The sequence below is a fragment of the Leptolyngbya sp. GB1-A1 genome (assembly GCF_039962475.1).
Classification (GTDB): domain Bacteria; phylum Cyanobacteriota; class Cyanobacteriia; order Elainellales; family Elainellaceae; genus Leptolyngbya_A.
Map to the genome: position 1 here is coordinate 37901 of NZ_JAMPLI010000034.1, position 14530 is coordinate 52430.

The 14530-nt window shown below is 49.8% G+C and carries 16 protein-coding genes; 9 read left to right on the forward strand and 7 right to left on the reverse strand.

Annotated elements, in window-relative coordinates; genetic code table 11:
- Positions 1 to 116: 116 nt before the first annotated feature.
- A complete protein-coding gene (locus tag NDI45_RS22850; protein ID WP_190790399.1) occupies positions 117 to 1034 on the forward strand; it encodes an alpha/beta fold hydrolase in 918 nt (305 codons plus the stop codon).
- Here NDI45_RS22850 and NDI45_RS22855 read toward each other — a convergent pair.
- The 5 genes from NDI45_RS22855 to NDI45_RS22875 all read right to left on the reverse strand — a co-directional run bounded on the left by NDI45_RS22855 (position 1001) and on the right by NDI45_RS22875 (position 5036).
- Positions 1001 to 1810 (reverse strand): glucose 1-dehydrogenase, encoded by an 810-nt coding sequence (locus NDI45_RS22855; RefSeq protein WP_190790398.1) that lies wholly within the window; start codon positions 1808 to 1810, stop codon positions 1001 to 1003. The genes NDI45_RS22850 and NDI45_RS22855 overlap by 34 nt on opposite strands.
- 116 nt (positions 1811 to 1926) lie before the next feature.
- Positions 1927 to 3318 carry a mechanosensitive ion channel family protein gene (locus NDI45_RS22860; protein ID WP_190790397.1) on the reverse strand — a complete coding sequence of 464 codons (1392 nt, stop codon included), beginning with the start codon at positions 3316 to 3318 and terminating at the stop codon, positions 1927 to 1929.
- Positions 3302 to 3433 (reverse strand): hypothetical protein, encoded by a 132-nt coding sequence (locus NDI45_RS22865; protein WP_277879036.1) that lies wholly within the window; start codon positions 3431 to 3433, stop codon positions 3302 to 3304. The genes NDI45_RS22860 and NDI45_RS22865 overlap by 17 nt, the downstream gene beginning before the upstream one ends.
- A gap of 75 nt (positions 3434 to 3508) precedes the next feature.
- Positions 3509 to 4360 carry a hypothetical protein gene (locus NDI45_RS22870; RefSeq protein WP_348248942.1) on the reverse strand — a complete coding sequence of 284 codons (852 nt, stop codon included), beginning with the start codon at positions 4358 to 4360 and terminating at the stop codon, positions 3509 to 3511.
- Positions 4361 to 4577: 217 nt separating this feature from the next.
- Positions 4578 to 5036, reverse strand: coding sequence for an SRPBCC family protein (locus NDI45_RS22875; protein ID WP_348248944.1), 459 nt, complete (start codon positions 5034 to 5036; stop codon positions 4578 to 4580).
- Positions 5037 to 5701: 665 nt separating this feature from the next.
- Here NDI45_RS22875 and NDI45_RS22880 point away from each other — a divergent pair.
- Complete coding sequence (locus NDI45_RS22880) at positions 5702 to 7414, forward strand: mechanosensitive ion channel (protein WP_348248946.1); 1713 nt, start codon at positions 5702 to 5704, stop codon at positions 7412 to 7414.
- Positions 7415 to 7767: 353 nt separating this feature from the next.
- Here NDI45_RS22880 and NDI45_RS22885 read toward each other — a convergent pair whose 3' ends face one another.
- Positions 7768 to 8268: an orange carotenoid protein N-terminal domain-containing protein gene (locus NDI45_RS22885; protein ID WP_190794181.1), complete on the reverse strand. Its 501-nt coding sequence runs from the start codon at positions 8266 to 8268 to the stop codon at positions 7768 to 7770.
- 533 nt (positions 8269 to 8801) lie between these two features.
- Here NDI45_RS22885 and NDI45_RS22890 point away from each other — a divergent pair.
- Entirely contained in the window at positions 8802 to 9200 is a 399-nt protein-coding gene (locus NDI45_RS22890; protein ID WP_348248948.1) for a response regulator, read from the forward strand.
- 329 nt (positions 9201 to 9529) lie between these two features.
- Here the strand turns inward: NDI45_RS22890 and NDI45_RS22895 are convergent, their stop codons facing one another.
- Entirely contained in the window at positions 9530 to 9727 is a 198-nt protein-coding gene (locus NDI45_RS22895; protein ID WP_190794179.1) for a hypothetical protein, read from the reverse strand.
- A 410-nt stretch (positions 9728 to 10137) separates the two neighbouring features.
- Here NDI45_RS22895 and NDI45_RS22900 point away from each other — a divergent pair, with 410 nt between their 5' ends.
- The 6 genes from NDI45_RS22900 (at position 10138) to NDI45_RS22925 (ending at position 14405) form a co-directional block, all read left to right on the forward strand.
- Positions 10138 to 10386 (forward strand): hypothetical protein, encoded by a 249-nt coding sequence (locus NDI45_RS22900; RefSeq protein ID WP_348248950.1) that lies wholly within the window; start codon positions 10138 to 10140, stop codon positions 10384 to 10386.
- A gap of 51 nt (positions 10387 to 10437) precedes the next feature.
- The gene (locus tag NDI45_RS22905; RefSeq protein ID WP_348248952.1) at positions 10438 to 10734 is read left to right on the forward strand and encodes a Mo-dependent nitrogenase C-terminal domain-containing protein; all 297 of its coding nucleotides are present in this window, start codon (positions 10438 to 10440) and stop codon (positions 10732 to 10734) included.
- Between the two features lie 152 nt (positions 10735 to 10886).
- The gene (locus tag NDI45_RS22910) at positions 10887 to 11852 is read left to right on the forward strand and encodes a hypothetical protein (RefSeq protein ID WP_348248954.1); all 966 of its coding nucleotides are present in this window, start codon (positions 10887 to 10889) and stop codon (positions 11850 to 11852) included.
- 228 nt (positions 11853 to 12080) lie between these two features.
- Positions 12081 to 12467 (forward strand): hypothetical protein, encoded by a 387-nt coding sequence (locus NDI45_RS22915; RefSeq protein ID WP_348248956.1) that lies wholly within the window; start codon positions 12081 to 12083, stop codon positions 12465 to 12467.
- 29 nt (positions 12468 to 12496) lie between these two features.
- Positions 12497 to 12799: a hypothetical protein gene (locus NDI45_RS22920; RefSeq protein ID WP_190792204.1), complete on the forward strand. Its 303-nt coding sequence runs from the start codon at positions 12497 to 12499 to the stop codon at positions 12797 to 12799.
- 307 nt (positions 12800 to 13106) lie between these two features.
- On the forward strand, positions 13107 to 14405 hold the full coding sequence (locus NDI45_RS22925; RefSeq protein ID WP_348248958.1) for an ABC transporter substrate-binding protein: 1299 nt from the start codon (positions 13107 to 13109) through the stop codon (positions 14403 to 14405).
- Positions 14406 to 14530: the final 125 nt, after the last annotated feature.

The following is a 14530-nucleotide window of genomic DNA, read 5'->3' on the forward strand; positions in this document are numbered from 1 at the left end:
CTCTAAGGATTGCTTTCACTGTTTCAAAAGCATGACAGCACCCCCTTTATCCTTATCCAGAACCGATCGACAAACTTTCTAGTTTTTCGTTTCAACAATTTCTTCAACCCATTTCTATGATTATCAATCAATCGATCGCGTCTGGTTCTCAGCTCACAACTCAATTTTGGCAGTGGCGCGGGTTTTCGATCGCCTATCAAACCGCAGGAACGGCGGGAACGGCAGTTTTGCTGATTCACGGGCTGGGGGCATCCTGTCGGCACTGGCGCAGGAATATTGAAGCGTTAGCACAGCAGCATCGGGTGTATGCGATCGATCTGATTGGCTTTGGCGAATCGGCGAAACCCAAGCCGGGAGAAGCAATTCACTACCGATTTGAGACCTGGGGCGAACAAATTAACGATTTTTGCCGAGACGTGATTGACGAACCTGTCCATATTGCGGCAAATTCAATCGGCTGTTTGGTGGGATTACAGGCAGCAGTGAATCAGCCTGAGCAAATAAAGTCGCTAGCCCTGTTAGATTGTGCATTGCGGCTCCAGCATGAGCGAAAGCTGAACTGGTATCGACGAATTGTTTTTCCGCGGGTGCAAAAGCTGTTGACGCATCCGGCGATCGGGCACTTCTTTTTCTCAAAGCTGGCTCAGCCGCAAGTGATTCGCAAAGCACTACTGAAGGCATATAGCCGCAAAGAAGCCGTTACCGATGAGCTGGTCGAAATTTTGCTCAAGCCTGCCCAGGACGAGGGCGCAGCCGATGTGTTTCTGTCGTTCATCACTTATTCCAAAGGCGTTTTACCAGAGGATCTCCTGCCACAAGTTCAGGTTCCAGTCCTGATTGCTTGGGGAATCGATGACCCGTGGGAGCCGTTTGAGAAGGGGAAAGCCCTGGCGGAATTTCCGGCGGTCAAGCAATTTGTGCCGTTACCTGGAATTGGTCACTGTCCCCAGGACGAAGCTCCTGAGATCGTCAATCCGTTATTGATTGAGTGGTTTGCAGCTCAGGCTGACCAGGCTTCCCGGAAATCGGCGTAGAGCGTGAGTCCACCATCGATAAATAGCGTTTGCCCGGTGATGTAGGTCGCTTCATCCGAAACCAGGAAGGCAACGGCGGCTGCCATTTCTTCAGACGTTCCAGCACGACCCATTGGAATGTGGCTTTCGACGATCGCCTTTTGTTCTGGATCATGGGTCCAGGCGTCGTTAATGGGCGTAATGGTGGCTCCGGGGGCAATCGCATTGATCCGAATACCGCGATTGGCGTATTCCAGAGCTAGGGTTTTAGTCATATTTCCCATGCCGCCTTTGCTGATCGAGTAGCTGATGTAGGAAGGGCGGGGAATGACTTCGTGAACGCTAGAGACATTAATAATGACACCGGGGCGGTTCTGAGCCAGGAAATGTTTAATTGTTTCTCGCGCACAGAGATAGGCTCCACGCAAGTTAACGTTGATTACACGATCGAACTCGTCGGTTGATACTTCGTGGGAGGCTTGCTCGGTCTGAATTCCAGCATTGTTGATCAAAATATCTAGACCGCCAAACTTGTCAACAGTCGCACTGATCACGTTTACGATGTCTTCTTCTTGGGATACATCGCCCTGAACTAATAGGGACTGCACGCCGCATTCTTCTGCCTGTCCACAGGCTTTTTGCATTGCCTGCTCTTCGGTATCTTCTGCGCCTTCAGGATTTTTACGGTAGTTGATCGCAATGTTGCAGCCTTCTTGCGCCAAACGAACGGCGATCGCCTGTCCAATTCCCGAACTTGCGCCCGTAATCAGTGCGGTTTTTCCCTTTAATCCTTTCATCGTTTTCTCAGAAGCTTGCAATATGCCAGAACGCTTCCCAGTTTCACCCACAGCTCTGCTTTCGCTCCACCTCTCCAAAGGAAGAAATCGGCGATCGGCTTTTTAACCCGCAGCTTTTAATCGATCGAGATTCCGTTAGAAGAATGGGTGGCATCACTTTGGGCAAAGGACTTCGAGTCCTTCGAGTCCACTAAGTGGCGATGCGGCAAATCCGAGGGCTGATCCTGAAGCCTGATGGTATAAATCTCGGTCAGCATCGGAATTCCGGCTGCCTGCAAGGCTTCTTTAATCGCGATCGCGGCTCGTGAGGTGCTTTCTAAAAACAACTGACGACGGGAACTGACCCAGATTCGCACCTGAAGCTTCACGGCGTTGGCTCCCAGCTCCCAAACTAGAACTTCGGGCAATGGGTCTGCCTCGACGCCTTCGGTGTGCCGCAGCACGTCTTCAATAATTCGCTGAGCAGTTTGAATGTCGGCTTCATAGTCAATGCCGATCGTGATCTCGCTACGGCGAATTTTGACCATCGTGTTATTCACAATGCTGGCGTTAAAAACTTCCTGGTTGGGAATATAAACTGTGCGTCCGTCGTAGGTTTTGATTCGGGTTGCCCGGAGCTGGATCTGGGTAACGGTTCCTTCGTATTCTTTAATCACAATCTGATCACCCAGCCGAAACGGACGCGATGCCAGCAAGATAATTCCCGAAAAATAGTTGCTCAACACATCCCGCAAGCTAAAGCCAATTGCCACACTCGTGAGTCCCAGCGTGCCAAACAGGGCCGCAAAATCCAGTCCTAAAACGCCCAGTGCCACGATCGTCCCCAGCACCCAGACGGCTCCGTATCCCAGACGGCTCACCAGCACTTTTGAGTTGTGATCAATCTCCCAACGTCCTGCCCCTGCCAGCACGACTCGCCGCATACTCGCTGCAAACGCCCAAGTGAGTGCTATTACCAGCAACGCACCAATCAGAGCAGGCAACTGATCGATCGCATCTCGCAAAAACTGCCGCATCGTGGAATATAACCGTTGTCCCACGTCGATCGCTAAAGGTGGCTGATCAAATGCTTCGGTCAACTCGTCTGCCCACTGCTGTGCCAAGATTTCGACAGGCAGATTAAAGTCCTGAGCATCCTGCTGGGTGATGGTCATCAAAACGCGATTGTTAACTTGCAGCGTGGCAACCGATCGGGTGGAATTTACCCGCACCCTGACCGAGCGCTCTATTTCGGACTGTGCCAAAATGCTGCCAATGCGGCGGTTAATGATTCGTGCCCGCTCTGCCGCGGTTAAATTCGTCAGTCCGCCAATCTGAAAAATGGGCTGTCCTCGCACCACCACATCAGCAAAGAATAGCCCTTCGGATGAAGCTTCCGGCACGGGCGTTGAAGCGGCTGGCGAACTCGCTGGAGCAGTCTGTGCCCATCCGGGCAGACCACTCAAAACTGCAAATGCCGTAATCAGGGCGATCGCCCAAAACCGTTGAAATTTAATCAGCCGTGGCATGGCGAGTATCGCAAACATCACATCGACGGCACGATCGATACAAAACGGCTACAAGCAAGCAAAGACCTGCTTCAGTCAGATAAACCGTCAGATCAACCATGCCGTCGCGTGCCATGCTGGCAGATTCATTCAGGGCTTGTCACCTGCCGCAGGGTATGCATGAATTAAATGGCACTGCCCCGCAGATTCTTTAACGGAAGTTGTAGCCAATTCCCAAAATCACGCCCACTTCCACATCATCAGGAAAGCTGACGTTGGCACTTGCGTTTGCGGTGAACTCGTTGGTAATTGGCACATCCACACCTACCGTCACTAGGGGCTGAATTTCGCTATCGTCGTCTGCGCCAATTGCAATACCGCCCCCAATAAACGGAGCCAGCCCGATGCGTTCGTCATCTACCGTGGTCGAAACGGCGATCGGAAAATCAACCGTTGCTGGAAAGAGGAACGTGACACCATCCCCCACCAAAGCAGCCGGACGAAGCGAAATATTTTCCGTAATGCCCACTTTGCTCAAAATGGCAAAATTGCCTGTGCCCAGTCCGCTATCGCCGCCGAAGCCAATATTGCCGCCAATGCCAATGTAGCTTGAACCCGATCGCGTGGCTCGACCCGGATCGACTTCTTGAGCAGTAATGATCGAATTGGAGCCTTGTGCATCAATATTCGCATTAATCTCGGTATTAATACCAGATTGGTCGTCCTGCGGAGTAATCATTTGAGCTGTCTCAGTTCCGCGCTGCGTTTCCCCCTGCAAACTGTCTGCTGAAACTTCGGCGGAATCAAGCGGAGGAACTGCTTCTGCGTTGATTACAGGAGTCGGTTCGCTATGAAGCGGTTCTTCTTGAACGGTTAACGAATTGGCTGCGTCAGGTTGCGCGTTTAGTGGGGCATCCGATCGGATGACCGCAGTGTCAGGAGTTTGATTCGCTTGTGGCATTGCCTGAAAAGTTTCGGCTTGAGCCGATCGACTGCCCATCGCCACCAAAATTCCTGCCAGGCTAGAGATAAAAAATAGTTGCTTAAAACGTAAGGTATTCATTCCACTCACCCACAATAATTTTCAAAGCCATACTTTCAGGGTAAACACCCAAACCCAACTCGGAGGACGATAAACGCGACCAATCAGGCAATTTTGGCGAAAATATATCTAAAGTCAGACTGGTAACAGTTCAACCCTGGCAATACGCTGAACAATACGCTGAGGGATACCCTGGGCAGTGGGCTGGACAGAAGCCAGGGTCAACGACGCACAGTGCCTAAACCGCAGAGAGCTGATACACTTCCTCCGCCACTCGCTTAAGGCGGCGAAGCTGTGCCTGCATATCTTGCTTTGTCCAGTCATAGGCAAACTGATTAAAGCCGTAGCGAACGATCGCATTCGGGATCGAAAACTCAAAGCGATTAATTAATCGTGTGCCCCGCTCATTGGGCTGGCATTCCCAGCGATCGCGCCCTTTGAAAAAGCCTTGAAACTCCCACACAATCAGCCCCGGTTCCCGCTCGCCCACTGTAACTCTCAGCTTGGGCTTCAACAGAGGAACCTGAATCACAAAGCGGCTGCGGCTACCTAACTCGGTACTCCACTCGCTAATCGGCTCACAGCGCAAAGCAGGATTGAGCCATCGGTGCATTAGCTCTAAGTCCGTCAGGCATTGCTCGACAGCGGTTGCGCTAGCCTTGATTTGAATCGATTGCTCAAAGACTTGCAGCGGCATTCTGGCAGGAGTCGGAGAGAGTTACTAAGGAGAGTTCCCAAAGATCACTGTAATACATTAGATAATCTAACGTCTGATGGGCTAGCGTCTGGCAGTTTACTGGAGACGGAATAAAGTAAACCTTCAACTTAGAGGCATAGGCAACTTAGAGGTACAGGCGACTTAAAGGTACAGGATTGCCCAAAATCGAGGAGCACGCAATCCGACAAACAGCATGACTGTTTAATTATTTTCCAGAATACGACTTCTGAAATACAACATGAAATTATGACGGCGCAGGCCTCGGATAACTTCGCCGCAGGCTATTAATTGAACTTACTGAACTTAACGAATCTACATCAGTATTAAGGCAATTCTCCATCGCAATTCTATTTTTTGATCTGCCAGTTCCGATCGCCCGCCATTACCGTTTTGTCTAAATCCCGCTCGTTATTTCTTCATAAAGAGAGAGGCGACTCTAAGGCTTCCGACATAATCTTATCGGTATTTAGTGTGACTGCAAAATTTTAGCGAGCAGATAAACCCGCACTGTTGATCGAGGCGATCAATTGGCGATCGACTCCTGAAAACCGTTCCGTTGTTTTACAGTTTCTCCTGATTTTTTCCTAGGAAAACGAATACGCTTGTTTTTCAGTCCTTAGTGATGTTTCTGGTATCAAAACCCTATGAGTGAGATTTGGTGCGTCGCGTCCCTTCATTTGCCTGAGCCGCTGGGCTGGCTTCCCTGGCTTGCCCAAGCCAATCCGCTTACAGAAAGTACAGCGGTAGCAACCAACTGGCTTCAGGGAATTACAGCCTATCTGCCTCGTTTGATTGCGGCGATCGCCGTTTTGATCATTGGCTGGCTGATCGCGCTGCTGGTCGCTTCGGTTGTTCGAGGCATTTTGAGTAAAACGAATCTAGACGATCGCATTGCCCACGCCATTACTGGACACCCAACGACGCAGGGCGATTCACTGCGGGTGGAGCGATGGATCTCAGCCGGGGTATTCTGGCTGATCATGTTGTTTGCGATCGTGGCATTCCTGAACGCGCTTCAGCTTCCGGCAGTCTCCGCGCCGCTGACTAGTCTGCTGAACCAAATTTTTGCCTATTTGCCGCGCCTGGGTGGAGCCGTTGTGCTTTTGCTGGTGGCGTGGTTGTTGGCAACGATCACCAAGCTGGTTGTTACCCGTGGATTATCGCGGTTTAATCTAGACGATCGGCTAGCGGCGCAAACAGGCGGAACTGATGCAGGCAGCCCGTTTTTGCTGAACGAAACCCTCGGCAACGCGCTGTACTGGTTTGTGCTGCTGTTTTTCCTGCCCCTGGTTCTGGATGTTTTAAATCTTCAGGGTCCGCTTCAGCCTGTGCAGAATTTGCTCGATCAGATTCTCTCTGCGCTGCCCAGAATTTTGACAGCGATATTGATTGCGGCGGTCGGCTGGCTGATTGCGCGAGTTGTGCGCGGCATTGTCACGAACCTGCTTAGCGCAGTGGGAACCAACCAGATCGGCGCAAGAATCGGCTTGACCCAGACAGCGGGCGGGCTATCCCTGGCGGCATTGATCGGCACGATCGTGTATGTGCTGATTTTGATCCCGACGGCGATCGCTGCCCTCAATGCGCTGCAAATCGAAGCTATTTCTGCCCCGGCAGTGCAAATGCTCGAGCAAATCCTGACTGCTCTGCCGCTGATTTTCACGGCGGGTCTGATTCTGGCAATCTTCTATGTGATTGGGCGATTTGTGGCAGATCTGGTCGCCAGTATTCTGACCAGCATCGGCTTCAACAATATCTTTAGAGTTCTCGGATTCCCCCCGTCTGCAGCAACTACCGGACGCACCCCGCCGCCTGCTCCGCCCTCCACCACCATTGGAACTGCTCCGGGAACGGTTCCGCCCGGAAAGCCTGCGCCAGGCGCGAAAACCGTGGTGCAGTCTGGGGCTCGATCGCCTTCTGAAATTGCTGGGATTGTGGTGCTGGTCGGCATAATGCTGCTGGGCGCAGTTGCGGCAACCGAAGTGCTGGGCTTTGAGTCTCTCACAGCAGTTGTCTACGGTTTGTTGGCAATCTCGGCACGGGTGCTGATTGGACTCGCCGTATTTGGTGTGGGTCTGTACCTGGCAAATCTAGCGTTTAATCTAATTAGCAGTTCCGGCGGACGCCAAGCCCGAGTTCTGGCACAAACCGCCCGGATTGCCATTATTGCGCTGGTCGCTGCGATGGCACTTCAGCAAATGGGTATTGCCAGTAGCATTGTGAATCTGGCATTTGGTCTTATTGTGGGAGCCATTGCCGTGGCGATCGCCCTTGCCTTTGGTTTAGGGGGTCGAGATGTGGCGGCCGACCAACTGCGCGAATGGGTGTCGTCGTTCCGGCAGAATAGCCCGCGATAGAAATTCGATCGTGTTTTATAGATAAACCTTAGGGCGGCTCTGCCGCCTTTTTTTTGAATTTATAGAAATTGAATTTATATGGAAATGTGGAAATTGGATTTATATAAAAATTGGATTTATGGAAATTGTATGAGTTGGCAATGCGTATCGTGGAGCAGACAGGAACTTTTGCACTGAACGCAAGCAAGGCTTGAGGGAGGAATGACCGCTACTGCAGCGGGAGCCAACCTAATTTGGCAAGCTGCCGCAGAAAACTAAGCATCTAGGGGCTATTTGCCGTTTTGCTGTTTTCATCCCTCAATCTTGGTTAGGGTGAGCAGTGCCCACCCTGGAAAGCCAATGATCAGACGGTTCTACAGTCCGGTTTCTTCGTTGTGTTCAGCCGTGGTCGGGTCAACGCCCATTGGTGCAACAATGTCACGGAACAGGGTAATTTGCTGACCAAAATCAAGCCCCTTGATTTGCTCAAAGAGTTGATTTGCTTGCTCAGAAAGCTCATAGTTTGCAGGCATGGGAATAATCGTTCCCTGATCCATTCCCTGAGACAGGTAGTACCAGAACAGAAGTTTTGTCGTGTCGCTCAGTGCCCCATATTCTCGCGCAATAAAGCTGTTTTTCCGCATAACTAAGTCGCGCTGAAGCTGAAGCTGCTCTTCATGAGAGAGTTCTTTAACCTGATTGAACAATCCTTCTGCAATCTCTGGAGAAACGGTGCTGGCAGCGGGGGCAGCCGGAGTCACAGAGTCGCCCATTTCCTTATAAATGAAATAAAAGAGTGCAAGCTGCTGATCAACATCCAGGCTCTGAAAAGCTTGTACTAGCTCAGTGGAAGAATTCGACGTGGTATATGTCATAAATCGTTAATTAACTCATCGACTGAAACTTTACCAGTCGCTTTTCGCTCACCTAACCCGCTCAAGATATAAATCAGTATCCTAACAGGGATAGAGGCTATGCTACAGGGAGAAGTTTTCCCGTAGAAATTGAGAGAAACCAAAAAGCCAAAAGTTTCGTAGACAACTCCGTCTAACGGCAGACGATCGCTCTTCTTTCAATCATCTACTATGCAAATGGAAAGGAAGAGAGACCAGAAACTGCGGCAGTTCCTTCGGGGGCTGCTTTTTCATATTCTATTTTCGTTCTTTGAAATACTCGTTGAGAAACTTGCTCTCAAACAAGCAGCTAAAGCATCAGAAGTGACTCATTTTTATTTCTTTATTTTCAGTTAAGAAATAATTGTTAAGCTGAACCTTCTCTTGCTGCATAGGGATAAGAAGCAACGTGTTGAGCAAGAAATGTATATCAATAGCGAGTCTACCTACTAAAGTGGTGCAAGAATCCGCTAAAATTCTCTTTGATATTTTTAATAGTTAGCACCTACGCTTTTATGAATCCACCGCTGGTTCATTCCGATGTTGGGGTTCCCAAAATTCTCATCGTGGATGACATTTCTGATAATTCTTTCTTACTCCAAACGTTTTTGGAAACCGAAGGATATCAGGTTGATGTCGCGGATAACGGTTATGCCGCTCTGGAAAAAATAGAAGCAGAACCTCCTGCCCTCATCCTGCTCGATATGATGATGCCTGGGATGAATGGCTTTGAAGTCAGCCGTCGGATTCGCCAGAATAAAGCGTTGCCCTATATTCCAATTCTGCTGATTACCGGATTTGATCAGCCTTCAGAAGCCGAGGAGCAAGAATTAGGAATTAACGGGTTTATCCGAAAACCTGTCGATTTTACAGAACTCATCAATCAAGTTCGATCGCTATTACCGAAGGCATGAGCCAATGCCTGCCAATCGCTTGAAGAAATGTTAAGATGTGTATAGGTTGGATTAAGGGCAGTGATACCTACCGAGTTCACTTAACCGAATGACTCACTATCCTGGGCTAAAACTCTGTTTTGGGAAGTGTGCTATGTAAAAAAGCTATGTAAAAAAATGCAGCCTAAGAAGACTGCAATGACCATAGCAACTTTAATAATTGTGTTAATGCATTACGTTAATGTATTTCGCTAATGCATTAACGTAATGCGTTGCGTTAATACAACGATGAAAGCAGGGGCGAATGCAGCGGTTGATGCGATCGCTGATAAGTTTGGCAATCAATCGACCTACAAAGGAACTAGATCGGACTCCAGCAGCATAATTGTGGTCTCATAGCCAATTCTTCCCATATCCGGCTCTGGTCCCATCTCCATCTCGACCAAATACTGCCAGGAGCCTGAAGCGGGCCGGTAGGACTTTACTTTTCCTTTTCCTCCAATAAACCGAACCGTTTGCTCACAGTTGAAGCGCGGAAACTCTTTCATTGCCTATATTTCTCCCACTCACATTTTTATTTCTACTGGGAACAACGCTGATTTTCCTCTACCACAAGACTTGAGTTTTAGGAAGCCGTTAGAACTCAAGGGGTATTTACGTAGATAGACTGCTTGAAAACTTGAAAGGTTCATATTTACAGGCGTTTTCGGGGCTATATCTCCTTTTGCTCTGGTTCTCTATCGACTGACGCAGGAACGTAAAGAAATATTTAACACTCTAGAAAGAGGATTTTCTGAGTGTCCCGCAGCATCCTGGAACTATCAAGGTTCGCAACCAAAAGTTAGCTGTCATTTCAGCTCTTCGATGCGTTCTTCTCTATCCGCTCAGTGCGTGATCACCTGCGCCCAGCGCGCATTCTTCGACAACGAAGCTGGGAAAAAATCAAGGAGTTTGCTTTATGACTGGACAAATGTGCTGGCTTTCGAGCTTCGGTCACGACGGAACTAAGATTCTGCACATTAGAACTTCCCCGAGTCAACCCTGGCAGTCGTACAAAACCTTCCGAGGCGCAGTGCCAGATTATGAGATTCCGGGTGGCTCAAAAGGCTGGGCAACTTACCAGAAGCTCTTGCGTGAAGGATGGCAGCTTATCTCTAGTGCCGAAGGGCAAGCAACCGCAGTTTCACATAGCTTGAAAACGGCTTAATTCGCGAACGATCGAAACGATTCATTCTTTATTCGTTCAGGACTTGGACAGATGTTTAACCTCGTGCAGTTCTTCTCTCATTTGACATCCTCCCGCTTAAACGTCTTGAATCCCATCCGCAAATGGCTCGATTCGGTGGAGATTCAAAACCCGAAGGTTGCACAGGTTATCTGTCATGTTATTCCGGCGAGCTGTCCTTTTGCCCGCACTGTTAAGGTCGGCGATCGCGTTCTATTTGTGATCCCGCCCCTTTGTAAGCTCAATCCTCTGTATGAGCAGTTTGTCGGACTTCGGTTTCGATCAATGGTTTGTTTAGAGTCGGCTGCGAGCCCTGCAGAGTTGCATTAAGGTTTGTTTAATCCTTCTGTCACTTTGATGGTTTCCGCTCTAATCCAATCGCTTTTCTCGTTTGTGTTCCCAGCTTGATTTCAGATCTTGTTTTCAGGCCCTATCGATTGGATTCCCGTTTCACCTGACTTACCGTTCTGCCGGAATTAACCATGTCTACTTCGATCGAACCTAAAACTCAACAAGCTGCAATTCAGCGTCAGTCTTCTGTTGATATTCCCATGTCCATTGCCCAAATTAAAAACGGCATTTGGATGATTGGAATTCCTTCCTGGCTCTTTGGCATTGCCGATCGTGGGATTGCTGCTTTCGCCCACGGTGCGCCCTCGCCCGGTGAAGTCTTGCAGCTGATCATGGCTTCATTCTTCTTTTTGACCTGGCTTTATCTCAAGCCCAACCAGCAAGAAGAAGATGGAGGAACCAGGGCACTCCAGGCTGCATCCCAGCTCAGCCATTCGTTTGAAAGCTTTGCCCATCGCACTCAAGCAAGAATGCACGAGATGCGCGAGAATCATGTGATCAGCCAGGGATACATTCTGCCATTCCCCTACGTTTGCCAGATTTACCACCTGCTGAACCTGAAACACTTGGAAAGCATTCACAACTTTAGTTTGGGTAACTTGAGAGTGATTCAGGTAAGCGATGTAGAGCCTACGGCGATCGGCGGCAAAGTGAAGTTTCAAACCACGCTCGATTCGCCCATGAACGCGCTCCGCATCTGGCGGCAGCCAATTGTGGAAGTAGATTTGACGCTGCTGACTCCCTACACCGTTGAGCTGAGCATCCCAGCCTATAACGGCAAGCGCATCACGGTTCTATTTAACGTTGTGCCAATCGACGAAAATCGCCATAAGTTTCTGATCGACATTTACAGCGACCTTAAGTGGCCCCGTCCGATTCTGCAAGCAATTTTGCACTTCTCAGCTTGTCTCACACTGTTTGAAGATCTGCCTTACCTGCAAAAGCTGGCTGAGCGCAATCTCAACCGTCTGCTGAATCCCAGTAATCGAACTTCTGAACGGGATACGATGTGGCTCTACAAGCGGTTCGTTGAGCTCTACGGCTCTGACATGAAGCCTATAGCCCAGCTTCCGGCAGCAGAGGAAACCGTCTCTTAATCGGAATCTGAAAATTTGCCGTATCAGAATCTGAAAAGCTGCGGCGATCGAACGAGCGGGAGGAGCTTGGACTTGTCAGGTTCTTCCTGAAACAATTAGAGGTTTCACAAGCGATCGCTGTGCCTTAAACCTATTCCCCGCCTGCCAATTCTGAAAAACTGATCCTGACAACAGTTACTTAATACAGTTACTTACTAGACAACAGTTACCTAACCATCGTGAACGGCAATGAACGGCAATGACATCGCACCTGACCAGACTGAAGCTATGCTGATTGCTTCGCAGCAGGCTGTCTCCTCAAACGTTCCTCAACAAGAACAAACACAGCCCCCGGATAGCCTTTTATTCTTTATTCCGATTAGCTTTGTTCTCCTCTGGTCGATCGCCACTGCCGTTTTTCTGGGACTGCCCAAGCTGGTTTATAGCGGCAACCGCAAAGTCAAAGTTGCCCAAAAAATTCCTTGCTATCAGTGCCAGTTTTTTACCAACAATCCCTATCTGCGCTGTGCGGTTCGTCCAGAAACCGTCTTGACCGAAAGTGCTCTGGACTGTAGCGATTTCCAGGCTCGGTTACAGCCCGAAAATAAGGTCGGCTCTTCGCAGACGCGACGTTAGCCAGCAGGGGAGCGCAAGCAGTTCAAACCATGACATTCGACGAATTTTTTCACTCTACTCAGGTAGCTGATCGTCCTCCATTCAATTTACCCCTTGCATTGCAGGCACTCTGGTACGACAAGCGCAACGGCTGGCAACAGGCCCATGAGTTTTTGGGCGATGGAACTGATCCAGAGAGTGCCTGGGTACATGCCTATCTGCATCGCAGAGAAGGAGATATGAGCAACGCCCGCTACTGGTACGATCGCGCAAGGCAGCCAGAATGCACCTCAGAACTGGATGCAGAATGGCGACAAATTGCTGGGGCACTGCTTCAAGATTTGGCAAAATAACTGAGCAGAATGATTCATCCGACAGATTATTACAAGCTTTTATAAAAACGATCAATCAATTACAAGGAGGTTTGAGAAGAACTTCGGATTGGTCTTCCAGGGCTTGAGATCTCCCTAAATCTCCCTTCACAGGAGGAATTTCGAGCCGTTTGGCTTAATTTCTTCCCAGAGGTTCCCTTAAATTTTCCTGTCACTTCTCTTGCTCCTCTTTCCCTAAATCCACCAGATGCGTAAGCTAGACATATCTCTTGAGACGTTTACAGTCTAATGAGACAAACCCTTTTGCGCTGATCCGGGTGGAGTCACAATGCCCAAAACCCTTTTCCGCACAGGTTCACGCTGGCTTGCTAAACCTGTAATCTGGTTTGGGCTGGCAATTTTGTTTGCGTTGTTCATTATCTGGGTAGCTCCCCCTGCCCGAACTCAAGAACCAGTTCACGTCAGCTTGTTGACTTCTGCCCTCGATGCAGCGCAGGGAGAACACCTAGTCAAAGCGTTTGAAGCCGAAAATCCAGATATCAAAATTGATGTTGTTGAAGGACCAAACGCCTCAAACCTGGTCGAAGACCTCTACACCTCATCCTTTTTGCTGGGAGATTCGCCCTATGACTTGGTGATGATGGACATCGTCTGGCTGCCCAAGTTTGCTGCCGCCGGATGGCTACTGGATTTAACCGATCGCCTCACTCCCGAAGATGTTGCTGACTTGATGCCGGGCGATCTGGCAGGCGGACGCTATCAAGAGCGGCTGTATCGACTGCCCATTCGGTCGGATGGCGGCATGATCTACTACCGCAAAGATCTGCTAGAACAGGCAGGCATTCAGCCCCCCACCACCTTTAATGATCTGATCAGCACGGCAAAACAGCTTCAGCAGTCTGGCGCGGCAAAGTGGGGCTACGTCTGGCAGGGGCGACAGTACGAAGGGCTTCCTGCTATGTTTATCGAAGTGCTGGCGGGGTTTGGCGGCTTCTGGGTCGATCCCAAAACGCAGGAAGTCGGAATTGATCGCCCTCAGGCAGTCCAGGCACTTCGCTTTTTGAAAGACACGATTGCATCTGGCATTGCGCCTCCCGGAGTGACAACCTTCCAGGAAGAAGAAACGCGGCGGCTATTTCAGAGTGGGGAGGTAGCATTCTTGCGAAACTGGCCCTATGTGTATCCGCTGGCGAGCGCAGATGATTCTTTAGTCAGAGGAAAGTTTGCGGTGATGCCGATGGTTCATGCAGAAGGGTTCCAGAGCGGAGCCTGTCTCGGCGGCTGGGGAATTGGCGTTGCAAAAAGCTCGCGTCATCCTGAAGCTGCCTGGCGAGTGGCTCAATTTTATGCCAGTGCTGCTGCTCAAAAAATGGCTGCCCTCGAAAATGGCTATCTGCCCACGCGCCGATCGGTTTATGCTGATCCCGAAGTGCTGGCAAAATACCCCTATTTCTCGCCAATGCAGCAGGTGGTAGAACAGGCAGTTTTGCGTCCGCCGATCGCCCAATATGCCCAGGCTTCCGATATTCTCCAGCGTTATCTTAGTGCTGCCCTCACCGATCGGATGTCGATTGAAGCTGCACTCCAGGCAGCGGCTCAGGAAACCCGTACATTGCTCAAGACCTAGAATTGCTCAAGACCTAGTAGTTCACCAAATAAACTTTGCCTAGTTAGCATGCTTTAATTTAGGATAGAGATGCCCTAACCGAATGCGCGCACCTGCACTGGAAAATCTCCAATTGACCCTGGCTT

Bases quoted from the DNA above. Each gene is read 5' to 3' on its own strand.
- NDI45_RS22890 (WP_348248948.1), top strand. From the start codon at position 8,802: ATGAATCCACCGCTGGTTCATTCCGATGTTGGGGTTCCCAAAATTCTC.
- NDI45_RS22855 (WP_190790398.1), bottom strand. From the start codon at position 1,810: ATGAAAGGATTAAAGGGAAAAACCGCACTGATTACGGGCGCAAGTTCG.
- NDI45_RS22860 (WP_190790397.1), bottom strand. From the start codon at position 3,318: ATGCCACGGCTGATTAAATTTCAACGGTTTTGGGCGATCGCCCTGATT.
- NDI45_RS22880 (WP_348248946.1), top strand. From the start codon at position 5,702: ATGAGTGAGATTTGGTGCGTCGCGTCCCTTCATTTGCCTGAGCCGCTG.
- NDI45_RS22905 (WP_348248952.1), top strand. From the start codon at position 10,438: ATGTTTAACCTCGTGCAGTTCTTCTCTCATTTGACATCCTCCCGCTTA.
- NDI45_RS22920 (WP_190792204.1), top strand. From the start codon at position 12,497: ATGACATTCGACGAATTTTTTCACTCTACTCAGGTAGCTGATCGTCCT.
- NDI45_RS22885 (WP_190794181.1), bottom strand. From the start codon at position 8,268: ATGACATATACCACGTCGAATTCTTCCACTGAGCTAGTACAAGCTTTT.
- NDI45_RS22925 (WP_348248958.1), top strand. From the start codon at position 13,107: ATGCCCAAAACCCTTTTCCGCACAGGTTCACGCTGGCTTGCTAAACCT.
- NDI45_RS22850 (WP_190790399.1), top strand. From the start codon at position 117: ATGATTATCAATCAATCGATCGCGTCTGGTTCTCAGCTCACAACTCAA.
- NDI45_RS22910 (WP_348248954.1), top strand. From the start codon at position 10,887: ATGTCTACTTCGATCGAACCTAAAACTCAACAAGCTGCAATTCAGCGT.
- NDI45_RS22870 (WP_348248942.1), bottom strand. From the start codon at position 4,360: ATGAATACCTTACGTTTTAAGCAACTATTTTTTATCTCTAGCCTGGCA.
- NDI45_RS22915 (WP_348248956.1), top strand. From the start codon at position 12,081: ATGAACGGCAATGACATCGCACCTGACCAGACTGAAGCTATGCTGATT.
- NDI45_RS22865 (WP_277879036.1), bottom strand. From the start codon at position 3,433: ATGGCACGCGACGGCATGGTTGATCTGACGGTTTATCTGACTGAAGCA.
- NDI45_RS22900 (WP_348248950.1), top strand. From the start codon at position 10,138: ATGACTGGACAAATGTGCTGGCTTTCGAGCTTCGGTCACGACGGAACT.
- NDI45_RS22895 (WP_190794179.1), bottom strand. From the start codon at position 9,727: ATGAAAGAGTTTCCGCGCTTCAACTGTGAGCAAACGGTTCGGTTTATT.
- NDI45_RS22875 (WP_348248944.1), bottom strand. From the start codon at position 5,036: ATGCCGCTGCAAGTCTTTGAGCAATCGATTCAAATCAAGGCTAGCGCA.